The organism is Pseudoalteromonas sp. R3 (genome assembly GCF_004014715.1).
Classification (GTDB): domain Bacteria; phylum Pseudomonadota; class Gammaproteobacteria; order Enterobacterales; family Alteromonadaceae; genus Pseudoalteromonas.
In genome coordinates this window covers 1112092-1131510 of the sequence record NZ_CP034835.1, presented here as the reverse complement: position 1 = coordinate 1131510, position 19419 = coordinate 1112092, and the positions used below count along the sequence as shown (strand labels likewise).

At 45.8% G+C, this 19419-nt stretch carries 13 protein-coding genes; 11 read left to right on the top strand and 2 right to left on the bottom strand.

Going from position 1 to position 19419, the window contains the following annotated elements; genetic code table 11:
- Nucleotides 1–2: 2 nt before the first annotated feature.
- Both ELR70_RS09985 and ELR70_RS09980 read right to left on the bottom strand, forming a co-directional pair.
- The gene (locus ELR70_RS09985) at nucleotides 3–3710 is read right to left on the bottom strand and encodes an ATP-binding protein (protein WP_054016467.1); all 3708 of its coding nucleotides are present in this window, start codon (nucleotides 3708–3710) and stop codon (nucleotides 3–5) included.
- 153 nt (nucleotides 3711–3863) lie between these two features.
- Complete coding sequence (locus tag ELR70_RS09980) at nucleotides 3864–5078, bottom strand: MFS transporter (RefSeq protein WP_128064559.1); 1215 nt, start codon at nucleotides 5076–5078, stop codon at nucleotides 3864–3866.
- 584 nt (nucleotides 5079–5662) lie between these two features.
- On the opposite strand from ELR70_RS09980, the gene ELR70_RS09975 reads away from it, so the two are divergent.
- The 11 genes from ELR70_RS09975 to ELR70_RS09925 all read left to right on the top strand — a co-directional run bounded on the left by ELR70_RS09975 (nucleotide 5663) and on the right by ELR70_RS09925 (nucleotide 19418).
- Entirely contained in the window at nucleotides 5663–6802 is a 1140-nt protein-coding gene (locus ELR70_RS09975; RefSeq protein WP_054016465.1) for a hypothetical protein, read from the top strand.
- A 28-nt stretch (nucleotides 6803–6830) separates the two neighbouring features.
- Nucleotides 6831–7823, top strand: coding sequence for a PLP-dependent transferase (locus tag ELR70_RS09970; protein WP_128064558.1), 993 nt, complete (start codon nucleotides 6831–6833; stop codon nucleotides 7821–7823).
- A 111-nt stretch (nucleotides 7824–7934) separates the two neighbouring features.
- Complete coding sequence (locus tag ELR70_RS09965) at nucleotides 7935–8414, top strand: gamma-glutamylcyclotransferase family protein (RefSeq protein ID WP_054016463.1); 480 nt, start codon at nucleotides 7935–7937, stop codon at nucleotides 8412–8414.
- Between the two features lie 3 nt (nucleotides 8415–8417).
- Complete coding sequence (locus ELR70_RS09960) at nucleotides 8418–9671, top strand: ATP-grasp domain-containing protein (protein WP_054016462.1); 1254 nt, start codon at nucleotides 8418–8420, stop codon at nucleotides 9669–9671.
- On the top strand, nucleotides 9668–10882 hold the full coding sequence (locus ELR70_RS09955) for a hypothetical protein (protein WP_054016461.1): 1215 nt from the start codon (nucleotides 9668–9670) through the stop codon (nucleotides 10880–10882). The genes ELR70_RS09960 and ELR70_RS09955 overlap by 4 nt, the downstream gene beginning before the upstream one ends.
- A 13-nt stretch (nucleotides 10883–10895) precedes the next feature.
- Nucleotides 10896–12134: a LanC-like protein gene (locus ELR70_RS09950; protein WP_054016460.1), complete on the top strand. Its 1239-nt coding sequence runs from the start codon at nucleotides 10896–10898 to the stop codon at nucleotides 12132–12134.
- Nucleotides 12135–12977, top strand: coding sequence for a branched-chain-amino-acid transaminase (ilvE, locus tag ELR70_RS09945; RefSeq protein ID WP_054016459.1), 843 nt, complete (start codon nucleotides 12135–12137; stop codon nucleotides 12975–12977).
- A gap of 8 nt (nucleotides 12978–12985) precedes the next feature.
- Nucleotides 12986–14218: an ATP-grasp domain-containing protein gene (locus ELR70_RS09940; protein WP_054016458.1), complete on the top strand. Its 1233-nt coding sequence runs from the start codon at nucleotides 12986–12988 to the stop codon at nucleotides 14216–14218.
- Nucleotides 14215–15459: an ATP-grasp domain-containing protein gene (locus ELR70_RS09935; RefSeq protein WP_054016457.1), complete on the top strand. Its 1245-nt coding sequence runs from the start codon at nucleotides 14215–14217 to the stop codon at nucleotides 15457–15459. The genes ELR70_RS09940 and ELR70_RS09935 overlap by 4 nt, the downstream gene beginning before the upstream one ends.
- Nucleotides 15460–15558: 99 nt before the next feature.
- Nucleotides 15559–18618, top strand: coding sequence for an efflux RND transporter permease subunit (locus tag ELR70_RS09930; protein WP_054016456.1), 3060 nt, complete (start codon nucleotides 15559–15561; stop codon nucleotides 18616–18618).
- Nucleotides 18615–19418 (top strand): HlyD family efflux transporter periplasmic adaptor subunit, encoded by an 804-nt coding sequence (locus ELR70_RS09925; protein ID WP_054016455.1) that lies wholly within the window; start codon nucleotides 18615–18617, stop codon nucleotides 19416–19418. The genes ELR70_RS09930 and ELR70_RS09925 overlap by 4 nt, the downstream gene beginning before the upstream one ends.
- Nucleotide 19419: the final 1 nt, after the last annotated feature.

Genomic DNA, 19419 nt, shown 5'->3' with positions numbered 1-19419 from the left:
TCTTATCCTTTTAGCCACAACGAAATAAAACACAAAGTTTGTTCTACAGCCATATAGAGTTGGTCAGATAACTGGTCAGATGCTAACTCATCAGTTTGCTTTGACTGCGCTTCGCATTGACGTGCCTGCTCTGCCAGACGGCGTAAACCAAGACCCGCAGCAGATCCTTTAATGGTATGTGCCAGGCTCGCCAGTTCCGTAGCACTTTCAACACCCTGCAAACTCGTCATATACTCTTCACAAAGCTTAGCAAACTTTTCGAGCATAGTGCGTAGCAACGCCTCTTTATTCATCATTTGTGTCAGTGCGAACGAATAATCAAACACAACCTCACCAGCTGGCACATACTCCAGCAGTGCCAGGCACAAATCAGCGGGTGTGATCGGCTTTACTAAAAACCCATTGAGTCCGGTCGCCAGCGCTTGCTGCTTTTCCTGTTCATGAGCATTCGCAGTCAGCGCTACGATAGGAAGTGCCTGACCGTCGAATTGTCGTCGCAGTTGTCGACTGGCCTCGTAACCATCAATATTCGGCATATAAAGGTCCATCAATACCACATCCGGGCGCAGCTTCTGACAAATGGTGACTATATTCTCTGCATTGCTAAGCGCAATCACGGTTGCCCCGCGCTGCTCCAGTACAGTTCTGCTGATATCCAGGTTTACCGGATTATCATCCACCACGATACACAACAAAGGCGTTAAGGTATGGGTGCCTGGTGAATCTGTGACCGACCTTTCCAGTGAACACACACTCAAGCTCTGGTAAAACACCGGTGCTGACAACCTGATGGCATCAGACTCTGCAGGCAGTGCGTCGGTGAAAGAGTCTGTATCAGGCACCAGCCAGTGTATTTTTCGTCCAAACTCAGTCTGACTTAATCTACGAACACGCTCTGCGTTGTCACAGGCCAGATAGGAAACAGAGCTGGTTGTATTGAGTGTGTTCAATTCCGTCTCACTTCCCTGGCGTATACCCTGATGGGCAAGATAAGGCAGAGGCCCTTGTTGCTCCAAAATAAGAAACAGAGATTTACGGCTGTCATCTTCTGCCAATGCCGCGCGCTCTAAGCGTAGAGTAAACTCAAACCGGCTGCCTACCTGGGGTTTACTCGAAAGCGTGACTTCTCCCCCAAGTAATTGAATAACCTGTTTCACTATCGCCAGGCCGAGTCCAATGCCCTCATGTGGACGTGAGCTACTTTCATTCCCCTGAGTAAACGCATCAAATAAGCGCGCCTGATCCTCTTCACTAATGCCCGGGCCGGTGTCCCAAACACAGAATCTTATGGCCTGCTCCGGACCATGGTTATCCTGCTGCAGGGACAAGGTCAATCCTACCCGGCCATGCTCAGTAAACTTCACCGCGTTCCCCAGCAAGTTCATCAACACAAGCTTTATACGCGCCTCATCGCCAATCAACCTGGGCCAGATAAAGGGCTCAACCTCAATTTCAAATTCCAACTGTTTGGCACTGCTTAAAGGCGTAATTAAGCTACTCAAGTTAGCTATCAGATCAACAATGCAAAACGGCTGGTTGTTAGATTTTCCCTGTCCGCTTTCAAGCCGGGCAAAATTGAGAATATCGTTTAGCATCGCCAATAATTGTTGAGCAGCGCTTTCAATCTGCTCCAGCTTATGTTGCTCCTTCCGTTCATCCAAAGCAGGTTTTAGAATACTCACCAGGCCCAGAATGGCATTAATAGGTGTACGGATCTCATGACTGATATTGGCAATAAAACGGCTTTTGGCGTGATTGGCCCGTTCGGCATCAAGCCGGGCGCGAATGAGCGCCGTGACATTTTGCACGTGGATTACGAAGTACTTTGGATTTTTCTGTTTGTCCCAGACCAAAGAAACACTCAGATGCAACCAGCGTTTTGGGTCTTGCTGGGCCAGACTCAGTTCACTGGCTCCCTGTCGCTCGTGTAAACAATGATCCAGTACATCATTTAAGGCTTCGACATCTGCATCTTCAAACACACTGTACAGACTACTGCCAATATCTACTCGGTCGAATAACTTACGCGCCGTCCGATTGAGCTCCAACACAAGCCGGTCGATAGACAATAAGATCACGCCATTTGGCGCGTACTCAATTGCCGCTTTAAAATTTTGCTCCGATGCCCTGAGTGCGGTCAGCGCCTGTTGTTGTTCACTAATGTCCCGGGCAACCCCCAAAGTGCCAATACGCTTTCGCAGGTCGTTATATAACGGAGAAACCGTGATGAGATAGCTGCGCCCTTCCAATAACAGAGTATCTGTCAGGCTTTGCTCCTGGCGATTCATTGCCAGCTCCAGGTCAAGCAGGGCCAGATGTCGTTCGGTGACTTCGTGATGCTCGTGCGCAACCAAGTCAACCTGTTCTACTCCAATAAACCGCTCAAACGCCTCATTGCAGCCAATAAAAGATCCATCGATGTTCTTATAGTAAACCAGATCAGGCACTGAATTTAGTACAGTTTTAAGTAAGGCGGCCTGGCGCTCTTTGGCTTCAAGGCTTCGTGAGAGTGCTTTCTTCTGCTGCTGAACCTGTTCATCAAGCCTTAAGTTGTTCTCCTGCAACTGCTGTAAGGCATTGCGCTTTTGTGTAACAACCCGTTTGATTTCAATAAACCATGGCTGCCAGTCTCTAGGAACCGCATAATTCATCGTCGTTTCAGGGGTATTTTCCTGATAGGTTAGGTACTTTACAAAATGCTTAAGGGGGCGAATAAATACCTGGGCGTTGAGCCATACATAAGCTGCAAAGGTAGACACAATAAACAAGATCAGAAAACCTAGTTCGAGTAATGCTTCATACCTCGCAGGTGCAGAAAAGCTTGCTTCACTCTGAACAAAACGAAGTGTAAAAGGCTGAGCTGGGGGCTGGTAACTAAAACGCACACCACCTTCCCAGGGAAGCTTATCATTGTGCGAAGGATTCGCTTCTGGCTCTCGAAACCCTTTGCTGGTAGCCAAGGTTACGCCGGGCTGAGTGCCCTTCAACGCCAGTTCCCCACCACCAAAGGTCATCTGTTGTAATCGTCCAGCCAGTTTATCGACATCGTAGATAAGCAGTATCTGTGCAAGCGAGCCACTGGTCAGGCGCTGTCCGAGCGCAAAATAATGCTTGCCAAATACCCGTGTTGGCATACTTGTGGCGGTGATCCCCTGGCTGAATTGCGGTGTAAAGCGCGACTCCACTATAGCCGTCAATAAGTTGCTCTGGCTGGTATCGCGCCGTTTAACAAAGGCAAAACCATTATCCTGAATAAATACCACGGCTTCGAGCTCATCAATCAGGGCCAAAGCAGTATCAAAACTTGGACCCAAAGCCATAATTTGCTGCCACTGTTCAACCAGTGCAGCTGTGGGAACAAATCTGCCCAGCCCGACCACTTCCCCTCCGTTATCGGGAAGCTGCCGGTAAAAGTACCCGCTTTGCTGGCGAATATTTTGTTGCCAATTTTCATCCAACTGGTAGCGAATAGGCTCCGCCAGACTATGGCGAATACTGGTAATCACTGTTTGTGCGGCCAGCGTTTCCTGCTCGACTTGCCCTGCAAGTACATAAAACTGGGCCTGATACACCTGATACTGGCGTTCAAGTTTGATCTGATATAGATGAAAACAGAGTACCACCGCCAGTAGCATAGGCACCAGCAAAGCAATGCTGATAGCCTTACGATAGTTCTTAAGAGGGAGAAATTCCGGCACGCAGCGGCTCAATGTTAGTTCCTTGTTTTAGCAAGAGTAACCAGCGCTTAGCGATCTTTCAAGTGGGTTTTAGGAAACACGCAAAGCCCATACGCTAACTTAGAAATAAGCAACTAACGGCATATCGATGAGCAACCAAAGAGCCTGACGGTTGCTCTGTGAGCGTCAACTTTCTCTCGATAAACTCAGCGAGTGAGAACTTCTATATCGCATCAGCACAAAAGCGAGTACAAAGCAGACAGCTGCGGTTGTCACCGCCGCGTAGGTAGCAACGAGAAATGACTGTTCATTAGCAAAAGATACACAGGCAATCGCCAATGTAACCGCAAGCGTGTTAAAGATATATTTTACGCTGGCAACACGGCCATGCATCGCTTCGGGAGAACTCTTCTGTAATGCTGTGTTCCACATTACAACAGATACAGTCGTGGATAAGCCAAATAGTAGTACCAACAACAAAATCAGATATGCATGCCATTGTAGTGCATACCCCAAAAATAAGAGTGCTGCACTGACATGCGCCAGTAAAGAGTATCGATACTTAAGCCCTATATCCTTACTTTGCTTTATAACAAACACACCTGCCAGAATAGCACCAAGGGCAAACGCACCATCCAGTATACCCAGCCAGCGACTGAGATTATCAAAATTATGCGCAACAACAGGCGCCAGTAATAGATTAAAAACAGCAATCAGGGCATAGTCCACTGAGCCGATCATACACCCTCTTAGTATGGTTGCGTGCGCCAACACTTCAGTGAAGGCACGCCAGGAAATAATTTTAGATTTCACATCTGAACGCACTCTAAGATTTAGGTATTTGGCGCTAATCATCAAATAGCAGGCAGTACTGACAACAAAGGCCATTAACACAGTAAAAATAGCTGTGCCATGCGTGCCCAATTCAAGACTAAGTGCTGCAAGCGCCATACCTGCAAACTGACCTACCTGAAATGCAAGTGACACAGCACCGTTTGCTTTTTCGAGTTCAGATTGGCTGAATAGCGCCGGTAGCAAAGCGAACACCGCTGTTCGTATAAATGGGCGAAAAATATTAAGTAATACAGCCAGAGAAAAAATAAATAACGCGGTGGAGCTCAACTGAGATATCAAAACCCAGCAAGCGAATAACAGCAAAGAACTGATACCGAGGGACAAGTTCAGTACTTTCCCGGGCCCAAATCGGTCAACTGCGGCGCCAGCGATACCCTGTATAAATAGCGCAACGATAAAATCGCTCAAAAACGCCAGAGCAAATGCCCAGAGCCCACCAGTTTCTTGGTAAAGAATTGCGCCGAGTATCAGAGTTAATGCTCCTCTACCGGTGTTAATTGCAAACTCCCCAAGCATCAAAAGTATTATTCTTGAATTTATACTCAAAACACCCTCTCAAAATCCTGTTCAGGCAATCCGAGAAATTATACTGAATCAAAATATACCCATCTGCAACAAGAAATTTAATCCGAGAAAAAAGAAGCAGAAAAACCCAGCCTTACAAGCTAGAAAACGAAAAGTAACTTGATTAAATTTCAAGTTAAATAAATAATCCCAAAATACAAAACTCTTTTTAAAAAAAGAAAAGACAAGTCCTCACTAAAAATCTGAGAAAAACAATACAAAATAACTCAACAAAAAAAACGAAATAAACCTTTAATTTTGAGTGACTTTGACGAAAACCATCGATTTAAGAAAAACAATAAACAAGTCACTACGTTGTCAGTACAACTCAGATCCCCCGGCTCAACTCATGAAACTTTATTTGGCTTTTAAGGATTAAAAACCCAACAATGTACCTATATAAGAAAACCCCGCAGAGGAGTCGCTTGACAAGTTAAATTGACTTTGGGTACATTTTTTTCACTTTTTGACAAAGCAAAATAAACACATGAACTTCATTCATAACAAAAATCCCTTTGTCACCAAAAAACACGAATTTTCAATAACTCTTCAATTAGGGAAGAAATATGATTGACCAAATGGTGTTTAAAATTCCTACAGATAACGCGGATGTTTGGATTGGATATCAGCAAAAAGCCGGCATGGATTACTATTACGGTGGTTCTCGCCTGGTAAAGCCAGAAAAGGCAGATGAAGAAGTTCATGATGATCTGGTACGTTTGATCGTCAGCGAAAGCGAGCTAAAGAACACTCTGATTAATTTCGCGTTAACCATTTCACCACAAGACAGCAAGTTACCTGAAGGTCTCTTGGAGAGTAAAGTGGGTGGTGGACGTTGCCTTATCAGACCTAAGAATAACGACATTTATCAAGTCTTGTCTAATCCTTCCGACCCTAAATTTCAAGCCACGATAGATGAAGTGTTTGAAAAAGTTGGTGCCAAGCTTGAAGAATTAGAGGGTGTACTAAAGCTTACTCCGGATTTTGGAAAATTCGCAGACTGTTCAGATTACCTGTACAAACATACCAGCCATGTACTGGGTGTTAGCTGCGACATTGGCGGCTGTGGCGGTAAATCTAGCTACTCTACCTCTGGCATTATTGGCGCAATGGAAGAGGCTGGATTCGTTAGCGACACTTCTATTCCTGTCACAATCATTGGCTCAGCAGGCGCTATGGGCACGGACCTGACAAAATACTTTATCAACAGAAACTTCAAAGATATTGCAGTTTGCGATTTAGAGTATGACGCTGGCACAGTACAGCCTCCTGAGGGCGTCACCGTATTTGAGTCAGTGTACGGTGAATTTACCGCTGAGTGTTTGTCTCGCGGCGGATTGATCGTAGCAGCGACCTGGGGCAAAGAGCTCGAAAACTCTCCTATCGAAGTCTTACCCAGAGACACCTATCTAACGCTGGCCCATAACTTATGCCTACCAGAGGGACGCTACGGCGACGTCATTTGTGAGCTGCTTAAAGAGAAAAACATTGCATTCCTTCCAGGGCAGTTGATCACCTTAGGCGGTGCATTGACTTCACGCCTTGAGTGGTTCAGTCGTGTTAACGGCATTCGTGACTTTAACAAAGAGTATGCACACGAATATGCTCAGATGACCGTGGGTAAACTAACCAAAGAGGTGCTTAATATTGCCTCAGAAAATGGTACCCATACGGTTAAAGCGATGCGCAAGCTCGCTGAAGCTTAATTAAAAAACACCTAAGGGGGATATAAAAATGAATTTCAAAGAGTTTGCGAATCCCCCTATCACTTATTCTTCAACTGTTTATTTTGAGAATTTAGAAGAATTCAAAGACCAAACAAAGAAAAAATATACTTACGGGCGTCATGGAAATATTGTCAAAGAGCACCTATGTCAATTTATCTCTGAGTTAGAAGGTGGAGATTATACTGAACTCTATTCGAGTGGACTTCAGGCTATCACAACTTGCTTATCTGCCATCACCTCAAGTGGGGATACAATATTAGCATCTGACAACATATACGAGCCTACTAAATCCTTCCTAAATTATTTATCAAAAAAGCTGAATATACGGGTTGTTTATAAAGCGATTTATAATAACGATGTCGTTAAATCGCTGGATTTCAGGCAGTATCAAATTGTATATCTGGAGCCTGTCGGCTCAATGACGTTAGATGTATGCGACCTTCGTTATATCCTCAGTCAGTGCCAGATGCACGATGCAACTAGCCTGGTAGACAATACCTGGTCAGCAGGCCTAAGTTGCAAACCTCTGCAACTGGGAGCTGATTACTGTATTCACTCGTGTACCAAATTTATGTCTGGCGGCTCTGACATATTTATGGGTTCAGTCACCTGTAAACAGCACAACCAAGCACCTCTGGCCCAATACTCCACCATTATGGGCAATTATGTGGATCAGAATCCGATATATGCATTGTGCCAACGTGTGGAATCTCTCAAGGTAAGGTACAAAGAACAGAACAGCCAATGCCTACAAATGATTCAATCTCTGCGACAACAATGTCCAGAGCTGGCGCTGATTTATCCCGAATTTGATACCAATTTTACTGACCAAAACGGCTACAACACAGGTTTGCCTGGTTCACTTTTCTCGTTCCTATTGCCACGGAACGCAGTGAACGAACGGCGTATTTTTGAACAACTTGCTCACCTCAAAATTGGCTACAGCTGGGGGGAAGTAAGCCGGTATTGGTTTATACAGATATGCAAAGCCGACGACTAGCTCAACCGCAGGGCCTGGTATTCAGAGTCAGCGTAGGCTTGGACCCCGACAACAACGCATTGTTTGAGCAACAACTCCTATCTTTAATTAAAGAGGCTATGGAAAGTTCTGATGTTTAACTATTTTGCTTATGGTTCCTGTATGAACTTCAAATCTCTGTCTGAGACCATCCAAGAGAATGCCGCAGGGATTTTTGCCGGTGCTTTTATGCTGCCAAAGTACGATCTTTTGTTTAACTACCCATCGACAAATGGCCTGGATTGCTTTCTTAACATTGAAGCCAATCATACCGCGCAGGTTTGGGGTGGGGTTTTCAAGATTAACGACTCGCAACTCAATCAAATCAGAGTTCGCGAAGCTTTCTTCAAAAATCGTTATGCCGAAAAAGAGGTGCAACTCATTCGCGAAGATGGCAAAGAAATCCGGGCTCTGACATATATTGCTAACTATACAACACCGGAAGAAGGCAACCCTGGAAGCAGATATGCAGCACTGGTCAAGCAAGGGCTCAAAGATTGCCAACTCCCAGACCATTATCGACAAAAAATTGAAGACAAGATATTTGCTTTAACATCACGAATTAAGGATTAGCAAATGATCAAAAATAGAATTGCCTTAATTGGTCACAAATCTGCCGGGCTTACCTTTATATTTGAAGCGGCTGAACGGCTCGGGTACGAGATTTATCAAGTCGTGTGTCAAGGTGAAACCTGCTTTACGGATTCTCCCGTTTGCAAAGACATCATTGAACTGGACTTGTTTGGTGCGCCTCAATCAAGTTACGAGCAATTTGCAACTTTTTTTAGCCAACATAACTTAAATGGCATCTTTACCATGCGTGAGCAGCTGATCCCCTGGGTCGAGCAAGCCTGTGTGAAATCATCGCTCAAACATAACGGTTTGGAATGTGCCATAGCGTGTCGTGACAAGCTAATTATGCGAACTCGACTGACAGAAGCAGGCATACCCCAGCCTTTTTTTGTCGATGGCAGGCATATTGAAGACATGACTCAAATTCGCTTCCCCGTTGTCGTAAAGCCCTCAGCAGGCGCTGGCAGTATTGGAGTGATTAAGGCCAATAACGAGCAAGAACTTAAAGCGGCTATTGAACTCACCCAAACGTCAAACTCACGTTCACTGGACAAAGAATCTCTTTATGTCGATAAGGGCGGCATTATTGTTGAAGAGTATGTACAGGGTGAGGAACTGGTTTGTGACACATTTTCCGTTGACGGAAAGCTGGAGTTTATCTCGATAGGCAATAAGGGAGACTGTCAGGGACCCTATTTTGAAAAATCTATTTATCAGGTACCTGCACAACTGGATGCAACCCTAAAAGCACGCATAGTCACCACCGTGGAGCGTGCATTGACAGCGGTGGGCTTGCGCAATGGTCCATCCCACACCGAATTGCGTGTTTGTAACGGTATTCCGTACATCATTGAAGTGGGTGCCCGTGTGGGAGGTTCTGGGGTACCTGCTGAGTTGATCAGACTGTCCTCTGGGATCGAGCTATTTGAGGCCTGCTTTAAACTTGCCACAGGCTGTGCACTTGACCCAGCCACCTTTCAAAGTAAAAAGTCAAAATATGCGGGTAATTACGTGATCCCATTAGGCACAGGTGGCTTTTTTACCGGTTATCAGGGGTTGGAATGGGTTAATTCAGTGGCGCAAACACAGCGAGTCGTCACCAATTACAAACAGGGAGACTATGTTCCGGGCTACCCACTTTGTACATCTTATCCCGGCTTCATCATTTCTGAGCATCATACATTTCAGGACATGCACCACTTTCATCAACAGGTTAAAGATAACTTATATATTGAGTGGCAAGAGGGAGAACAATGAATATTCTGGCTCTGCAGCACAAAAACTTCCTGGGTGAATGCTCATTCAAGTTATCACAGTGGGCCAAAGAGACCTTTGAAAACTGCCACCTGCTACTGATGACATCTTGCCCGGCTGAGTTGGTGGATGAAACAACCACAGATGAAGTGTGTTATGCACAGACGGCTCCCTTTGTCTTAGAAGAAGTACTGTCGTTTATTAATAACCGACACATTGACCTGGTTTTGTTCCATGTCGAAGCAGATACAATTTTAAGTGCACAGTTACGAGCACAGTTCGGTATCGCAGGTCAAAGCCTGACTTCCGCCAACGCATTTAGAGATAAATACGTAATGAAATCTCTGTGTGCCGCCCAGCACATTGACGTTCCTGGTTTTACGAAAGTCAGTCCTGTTAACCTGACTGCCCAGTTGAGCACACAGAATGACTTCCCAATGGTTATCAAACCATTGGATAGTTCAGGCAGCCGGGATACCTTCATTCTGGAGGACGAATCCTCAGTCGGTGATTACCCACAACTTGAAAAGTATCAGAGCCTGATGCTTGAGCAGTTTGTATCTTATGACGTTTATCATGTTGATGGTATTGTCAGTCAAGGAGAGGTAGTCTTTAGTTGCGTTCACAAATATATTTCGCCGAACCTGTCCTTTCTGGATGGTCAAACACATGGCAGTATTTTACTGTCACAGCACAGTGATGATGCCGGCATTCTTAAAACGTTTGCGAAGCGTGTCATTGAGGCTATGCCCGACACAGAAAATTACGTGTTTCACTGTGAGATCTTTTACCAACCCGGTAACAACCCTCTGTTGTGTGAAATTGCGTCACGGCCCGCCGGAGCCTTGATACCTCAGTCTATTGCCAGAGCATTCAATATCGATATCAATCACATTTTTATTCAGCTACAGATGGGAAAAACCTTTCATCGCAACGACTTTTCACCTACTCCGGCAGAGTACACCGCCTACCTGTTGTTTCCACCACTAACAGGTACCTTGATAGTCAAAAACTATGCGGTGCCACAAGATCTGGGGATTATTGAATACCACGCCAACTTTATACATGGCCAGCATTATAACGGCGGCAGCAATTCAGTGAGTCACCTATTTTGCTGTCTGTTAGCAGCCAATACTCCTGCTCAGCTTGATGCTTGTATTCAGAATGTAAACACCTGGTACAAAAATACTTTTTCTTTCGAACCAAGACACTAAACTGGATTAGTATATGATTTGGGAATCCCACAGACACACGGCGCTGACAGCAAACCAGGCAGACCCTCTAAGCTATGTACGCCGGGTGATAGAAGAATATGAATACTTGAGGAACCAGCGTTCGGCGACTGCGGACAATCATCCCATCGCACATGAAGTCCCGGCGGAATTGACCGAGCTATACGACGCAGTTCACGAACCGCTATCCTGGAGTTATACACTCTACAATGGCGAACTGGGTGCTCTGTGGGGCTACCACTACCTCTGCAAACAGCTCGGCGTACAACCAAAGATCGATCTTGAGAAACAGTGCGCCGAATTGGAGCAGGGCTTTCTCAGTAACAGCACACCCAACTATGAAACAGGATTGTTTTTTGGTCTGTCAGGTATTCTGTTATTTCGATATTTGATCAACCCAAGCAACAGAATCGCTGATCAGATATTTCAGCTTACTCTGCAACATGCACGCCTGATATCAAACGAGTTGTTTTGGGGAGAATCCGCCTGTGCACTGTGCTGTCTGCATATGCACCGCTTGTCGCAAGAAGCTCGCTGGTTAGACTTATATCAAGAGATCTGTGCCTCCATGATTTACAAACTGGAACCCGCACCTGACGGTCAGCACAAAATTTGGAAACAATTTTTAGATGGCGTCTCCGTCTATCACCTTGGTGCTGCACACGGTTATGCGGGCAATGCGCACGCCATACTGGCTTCACAGTCACTCTTACCAGACTTTCCTGCGCGCGATGAATTTTTTGCCAATACCGTAGACGTTTTAGCTCACACCCGCCTCAATAGTGATACGTGCTGCAACTGGGCGCAAAGTATTGGCACACCCAGACCGCATCGGACAGCAAAGCTGGTGCAATGGTGTCATGGCGCGCCCGGCATAGTGACCTCCCTGGCAGGCTATCAGAGCCACGACCCTGCGTTTGAACGGATGTTGGAGCAAGCTGCCAATATGACCTGGCAAGCAGGGCCATTAAGCAAATCAGTTGGCGGGATATGCCACGGAACCGCCGGCAATGGTTACGCCTTTCTGTTTATGTACCGCAGAACAGGCGATGCGATGTGGTTAGACAAAGCACAACAGTTTTGTGACTCCGCGATTGCCAGTAGTCTGAAAACCCATGAGAAGGTCGGCCAGTTTAAACACAGATATTGGGTCGGAGATATCGGCACCGCCGTCTTTGCGGCTGATTGTGCACTAAAAAACACAGGTATTCTTACATTGGATAAGGTGAACTAGATGATATTTTGGAAAGATGGGCAGTTTGTAGAAAAACAGGATGCAGTGGTCAGTGTGCTGGATCATGGGCTTTTATATGGAGATGGGATTTTTGAAGGGTTTCGTTTTTTTGGTGACGCAGTGCTATTCGCCGAGGAGCATGTAGACAGGCTGTATCAATCTGCAAAAGCCATTGATCTTTCTATCCAATACAGCAAAACCGACATGCTGCACATTCTCAATGACGTGGCGAAAAGCCATCAAGGTGATGGTTACATCAGATTGATTGTCACCCGAGGAGAAGGAAAACTGGGCATCGACCCAAGAAGCTGCCAACAACCAACCGTGATCCTTATCGCAAGCCCAATCAAGCTGTACGATAATGATGCGGGCATTAAACTGATCATCAGTTCAGTCACCCGTAACAGAGCCTCCGCTCTGGACCCCAGGATCAAGTCACTTAACTATCTCAATAATATTCTGGCCAAAATGGAAGCGACTGCATTAGGGGCGGAAGAAGCCGTAATGTTAAATGGCGAAGGCAATGTATCTGAATGCACCACCGAAAACTTGTTCATCGTATCTGGCAATCAGGTTTCCTATCCACCACTTAAAGACGGTGCACTGGACGGGATCACCAAGAACATCTGTATTGAATTACTCAAACGCAGCCACTATGACCTGGTTGAACGCTCAATCAATACCTATGACTTAAAAACAGCAGATGAAATTCTTTTGACGGGTACCGCGGCTGGCGTGGTTCGCGCGGCATCTCTGAATGGAAGACATTACACCAACTGCGCGTGTTTTGAGTTTCTTTCAAAGCAATACGAAGCCTATATTGCTAACTTAACCACTGCCTAAGAGATGCCATGAACAGCAAGAATGTTTTGATAATTGGCGGGAGTGTTTATCACTTAGAGTCCATAGCGTCGCTCGGACTGACGCTCTTTTTTATCCAAAAACCCGGGTTACTGGATGCATCACAAAAGAGGCTGTGTCTGTTTAGTACTGAGCTCGATTATGAACAGCTTACTGACCTGAAACACGAAGTCACCCGAATACATACAGATCATCAATTACATCTTGTTTGTTCATTTACTGAACGGGGCCTGCCTGGCGCAGCCCGAGTCTCTGAGTGGCTCAATATCCCGGGAAATTGTAATACGCTAACAGTAGAGCTGGCGAAAAACAAAAGCCTGATGAGGGCCGCCATTGCCAACGCGCCACATAATACCAGTGCACTCGTCCCTTACCATTCGATCACTGATCTAAACGAGCTGAGCAATGCCTGCACTGACCTGGGGTATCCGGTTATCATAAAACCTGAAGAGGGTGTGGGCAGCATTGGTGTTTGTAAGGTCGACTCTCCCGCATCGCTAAACAGTGCTCTCATCTATTGTCAGCAATGTACATCAGGAACATTGATTGTAGAGAAATTTATTGGTGGCGATGAATATAGCATCGAGAGTTTTAGCAAGCAGGGTAAGCACGAAATACTCGCCATCACCGAGAAGCTCACCACGGGTGCCCCTCACTTTGTTGAATTAGGGCACAATCAACCCGCTCACCTGTCTGCAAAAGTGGCACGAAAAATTTCATCAGCAGTGACAGGGTTACTGGACCAAATTGGCATGAAGACCGGTCCCTCTCATACTGAAGTAAAAGTGTTCAATAGCGAAGTCTACATCATAGAAACACAACCCAGGCCCGGCGGTGATAGTATTTGGGAAATGGTAAGGCTCACCCGGGGCGTCGATTTGTTTATGGAAACGGTGGCTAGCCTGTTAAACCTGCCATCGCCCAGGCACCCCCCTGAGTTTAACCATGCAGCGGTAAGATTCTTCACACCAGAGCCTGGCATTTTCTCTGCAATTGAAGGCCATCACGAAGCCAGTGCCACACCTGGCGTCATCAAACTAAATATTACATTGAATAAAGGGGACCGTGTTGAGCAAGCGACCTGCTCTTCCAGCCGCTCTGGGTTCGTGCTCATCGCGGGGGAAAAGCCTCAATGTGTCACAACAACACTGACTGATGTACAGCGTAAGTTGAACATAAAAACCATTAAGCCATCATCAACCGAACAGGAATTAGCCGAATGAGTAAGGACAATGTCAGTAAAAAAATGAGAGTGCTGCTACTGGGAACCGTCAGGCCTGCACATAAAGTACTGAAAGCCATGGGCCATGACATAGTACTGTTCATAAAGCTCAGCGCGGCGCTCGAAGCAGATGTTAAATTTGGCTATCAGGGCGTATTCTGCTTTGCTGATAACGCAACAGAAGACGATTTCCTGGAGCATGCGGTGTTACTTCACCAACACACCCCATTTGATGCAGTATGTACCTACAACGATGACTTGCAATTGCATGCACTCAAGATCAGCCAGGCATTAGCGCTCCCTTTCCCAGTATCTGAACAAACCATCAAGCAGGTCCACAATAAGCATTTAACTCGCGCTCTGCTGGCCGAGCACAATATAGATAAAACAGCCTATCATGTGGCTGAGGGCCTCAGCACAGTGGAAGATTTCGTCGCCACACATGGCTTCCCTGTCATTATTAAACCTTTAGCTGCAACCGGCAGCCTGGATGTCAAAAAAATTTATGATCAACAAGCGCTGGACTGCGCACTTGAACACCTTACATACCCCTTCCTACTTGAAGAATTCCTGGTTGGTGAAGAGTTCAGCGTGGAAGCCATTTCGGAAGATGGCCTGCCTTATATTGTCGCGGTGACCAAAAAATACAAGCATCCGGACAGCTTTGTTGAACTGGGACATATGGTGCCAGCCCCCATTAGCGAAACACAGCAGGCGCAAATACACCAGTTTGTTAGCAAAATCATTGAAGTAGTTGGGATCCAAAATGGCCCTTCACACACAGAAATCATCCTGACTGAACAAGGTCCCAGATTCATAGAAACGCACACCCGGCTGGGGGGAGACAGGATATTCGAGCTGGTTAAGCAGGCCACAGAAATTGACTTGCTCACACTCACCATCCAACAATCTCTGGGACAAAAAATTGCATCTCAGCTCCCAGCGTCGGTCACGCCCGTACGAAGTGCAGCAATTGCATTTCTAGCCCCTTCTTTTACTGGCCAATTTAAAGTCGAAAAAGTCGAAAATACAGCCAGCCTGAAAAATGACGATGCTGTAACACACTTTGTCATTATGAAAACTGAGGGCGATATTGTCTCACACCTTAGCAGTAGCTTTGAACGTTCTGCCTTTTGCATTGTGACAGCAAAGCAGGGTGAGGATGCCTATGTTAAAGCAAAAGATACCATTAATAGTCTTAAGTATTTGTATTCAGCGGTACCTCAACCAACGGATACATAATGCCGATGTTCAGCATTGTTTAAGTTAAACCTTTAACCCGCGGGGCTGTTGCTAAAAAGGCCATGACAGTCACCGCTTTTCCAAGCAACCGAGAATCGCATGCAGTTTTTGGCAAACAGATATAAATTTTATGCAATTTGTTTCCTGGGGTTATTTTGCATTGGGGTATTTCAGTCATTCAGGCTGCCAATCTCCCTCTATCCTCAGGTGCAAAAACCCTCAATCAGAGTGATTATTCCTATTCAGGAAGACAGCCACCGCTTTTATCAGTACTGGGGGAAAAAAATTGAAGCGTCGTTGCTTGCTGTGGAAGGGGTTGATGAAGTGGAAGCCACTTATCGCCAGGGCCGCGTCATCCTTTATGCCAGATTTGACTGGAATGTAGAGGCCCGGGTTGCAAAGCGGGAAGTGTCCACCGTAATCGCGTTTTATCAGGCCCAGTTTCCTGATTTTTGGCCGCAATCCAAAATCACCTACTCAGACCCCAGCTCAGAAAACTATATTGCGGTTTCATCGACCCATTACGATAAGGTCACCCTGTCGGCAATTCTTAAAGCAAAAGTACTGCCTGAGCTGGAAAGAATTGAAGGGGTTGATTCTGCCTGGATCTCCAGCACAGGTCAGGAATACCTTTCAGTTAAAGTTCGTCCTCGCGATATTATCCACTTCAATCTGAGTTTCGATGCCGTCAAAGACGCCCTGCTCAGTCATGAAGCGAATAAACGTATGGGACTGCTTGCAACCTCATCCGAGAGTAAAACTCTGGTTGTTGCCAACAGTACATTCGGCGGTTTAGAAAATCTCAAGCGCATCGTCGTAGGCGCAAACCAGAACATCCCCATCAGATTGTCAGATGTGGCCGACGTCAGCTGGTATTCAGAGGAACAACAGCGGTCGTTTTACTATACCGGTGAAGAGGTCGTGGCTATCGCTATCTGGCCCGAGCCAGGTGCTAACATTTATGACATATCAACACGCTTTCAGCATGTCATCAATGAACAGATTGAAGAAGTTGGCACAGTTATCGTGCTTAATTCTCCACTGTCTTTCATCAAAGAAGCCCTCCTCAATATCATGGTGGCACTGGCAATAGGGATGCTGGCAACCAGTTTGTTGGTTTATCTATTTTATCGCAGCATACCAACCACTTTGCTGGTCAGCCTGTCCATGCCCATGGCACTTGGCATGTCTTGTATACTGATGGACATACTCGGAGTAGGCATCAACCTGATCTCCCTTGGTGCCATGAGTATTTCCATCGGTATGGTTGTCGATAGTTGTGTGATTATGATTGACCGGATCAAACAGCACGCACACTCGGCACAACATCACACTTTGACGGAGACTGTTTTGCAGTCACTACACGAGGTGCGCCCGGTGATCCTGGCATCCACTATTACGTCAGTGATTGTCTTTTTACCACTGGCTTTTACTGAACATCTGGTGGCAAGCCTGTTAAGTGATATCGTCATGGTGACCACTTCAATACTGATTTCGTCCATCTTCATCAGTCTGATTTTGATCCCCTCTCTCTACCTCTTAATCCATCAGAAAATAGCCGAACCAAATACCCAGCGCTACACCACAGAGCTGCAAAATCAGCTGAGTCACGTGATGTATACCTACACCCAAGTCATAGATAACAAGCCTCACCTTGCCAAGATGCTGATTGCCATCATCTTGTTTGTTTGCGTGCTACTGACAACAACCATTTTGCCCCAGCTTAAAACCGAGGTTATCGCTCAGCCCAGAGCCGAGATTATTGACGTAGATTTAGAGTTCCCCAGAGAAGACTTATCCCAATCAGCCAAACAAAAAATCTTTACTCCTGTGGTTGAAGAAGTTGAAAGGCTGACTGGTGCATATATTAAGTATACTTACCTGGATGTCAGACCATCCAATGTTTACATTTCATTGCATCTGAAAAGTTACACCGATTCTGAACACGTTATTGCGTTACTCAAAGAGGCTGTACAACACGGCTCTCTACCGACACTTGGTATCGAGCCCTGGGTAACCTCTTCATTAAAATACGACACACCAGCAACATTGAAGCTCACTTTTACAGATGTAGAAGAAAGCAATAACCGCTTGTATATGCAGCAAATCAAGTCACGCTTTAGCAAAGAGCTTTGGGTCAGCCGGGTAAAAGAGCACCCCAGAAATACCCTGCAATCCATCAATGAACTGTCGATTAACTATAATGAGCTCAATATCGTGTCTGGTACAAAGCTTTACGAGAGAGAAAAAAATTCTATCCTGGAGTTTGCCAAACATGCCATCGAGCCTCAGAAACTTTTCGATGTCAACTTTGGCGCAGGAACCAAAGAGCTAAAGTTATCCATAGAGCCATCAGGTTACGACAAGCAAGGGATTTATGATTTACCCCTGATAGTCAACAACCAAGAGGTATTTCTGGATCAGCTAATTGACATAGAGGGTAAGAAAATATGGCGTGAGTTTTATTCTCACAACACTCACAAGCGGTTCGAGCTCAGCCTCTGGCTCACGGATGAACAAAAGCCAGAGCAGGTACAATCACAGATCATCCACTTTTTGAAAACAGAAAATGCATTACAAGTCGTGCCCGTTCTGTTTGAGGATACAATGAAGGAGACCAAGAGTGCCCTGCGTTCTACCTATCAGTCATTTGCTTTGTCTGTCATATTGGTCTTTATTATTTTGCTGTATCAATTTCATAATGCACGCAATGTACTAATCATCTTAAGCATAGTCCCAGTTGCTATTGCTGGCTCAGCCTCTTTTTTGTTTCTGTTTGATAGCACCTTGTCGCTCAATTCTCTACTTGGCATGCTGATACTGGTTGGTCTGTCTATCAATAACTCAATCCTGCTTTTAGATTCATTCCAGAAACAGAGGCAAGATAACATTGCGCCAGCTGTCGCTGCTGCCACCAGCGTGGTTAACCGGTTTCGGTCTATGATGATCACTAATTTCACCACTGTGGTTGCCATGCTCCCCTTGGTGATTGGTTTTGGGCCAGGCAAAGATGTATTAAAGCCACTTGGTATTTCCTTATCATTTGGCTTACTGACGGCAACATTTATGGCTATGTTACTCATACCTGCCCTACTGGTAGTGACATCACGGTTAAACCCCCATCCCGAAAAAACACTCGATATAGGCTATACCTCGTGAACAAATTTAAACGGTATCAATCCATCACCCAGTCATTTTGTACACTGTTTTGGGCTGGGCTCGTACTCTGCGGCTGGCACGTCTCTGCGCAGCAAGATCAGGACAATGGCGCAATCATTCAAACCATATCCAGAGTCGTTGCAACTCAGGAGTTGGTCGTCATCAATGAATCACCCGGGTTTATTGAGTGGGTTGCCGAAGTAGGAGCAGAAGTCAAACAAGGCCAGACCCTGCTAAAACTGGATGCCAGCCAGTTAAACCTGGACCTTAGAGTAATTAACAACGAGCAGGCCAGGCTAAAAAGCGAACTCTCCTACAATGAAGATTTATTGTTGAAAACCCAGCGTCTGCATAAAAAGCACAGCATTTCAGAAAGCGAAGTGGACAGGCTAAATTACGTGTTAGACCAACTGACGTTGCGGATCAAAGAGAATGCCCTCAAGGCACAATTGCTAGAAAAGAAAATTGCCCGCATGCATGTGCGTGCCCCATTTGACGGTATTGTTGTAAAACGCAATACCAACGCCTTTCAATATGAACAGGAACACGAAGCGTTGTTGCGCTTTATTGGTAATGCAAACAAAGAGCTCGAAGTGGCTGTGCCCGCAAAGTACCTCCCTGACATCAACCATGACAGCCGGGTCTCATTTACTTCAAGGTTTGGTGACTTTGAACTGGCGATCAGTGCCATTATCCCAGAAGTACTTTACGACGATTCCAACATCAAAGTCCGGGTCAGATTACCACTCATGGACTGGGTGGATGGTGAAATCATTTACACAAAGATTTTGACTCGCTGAG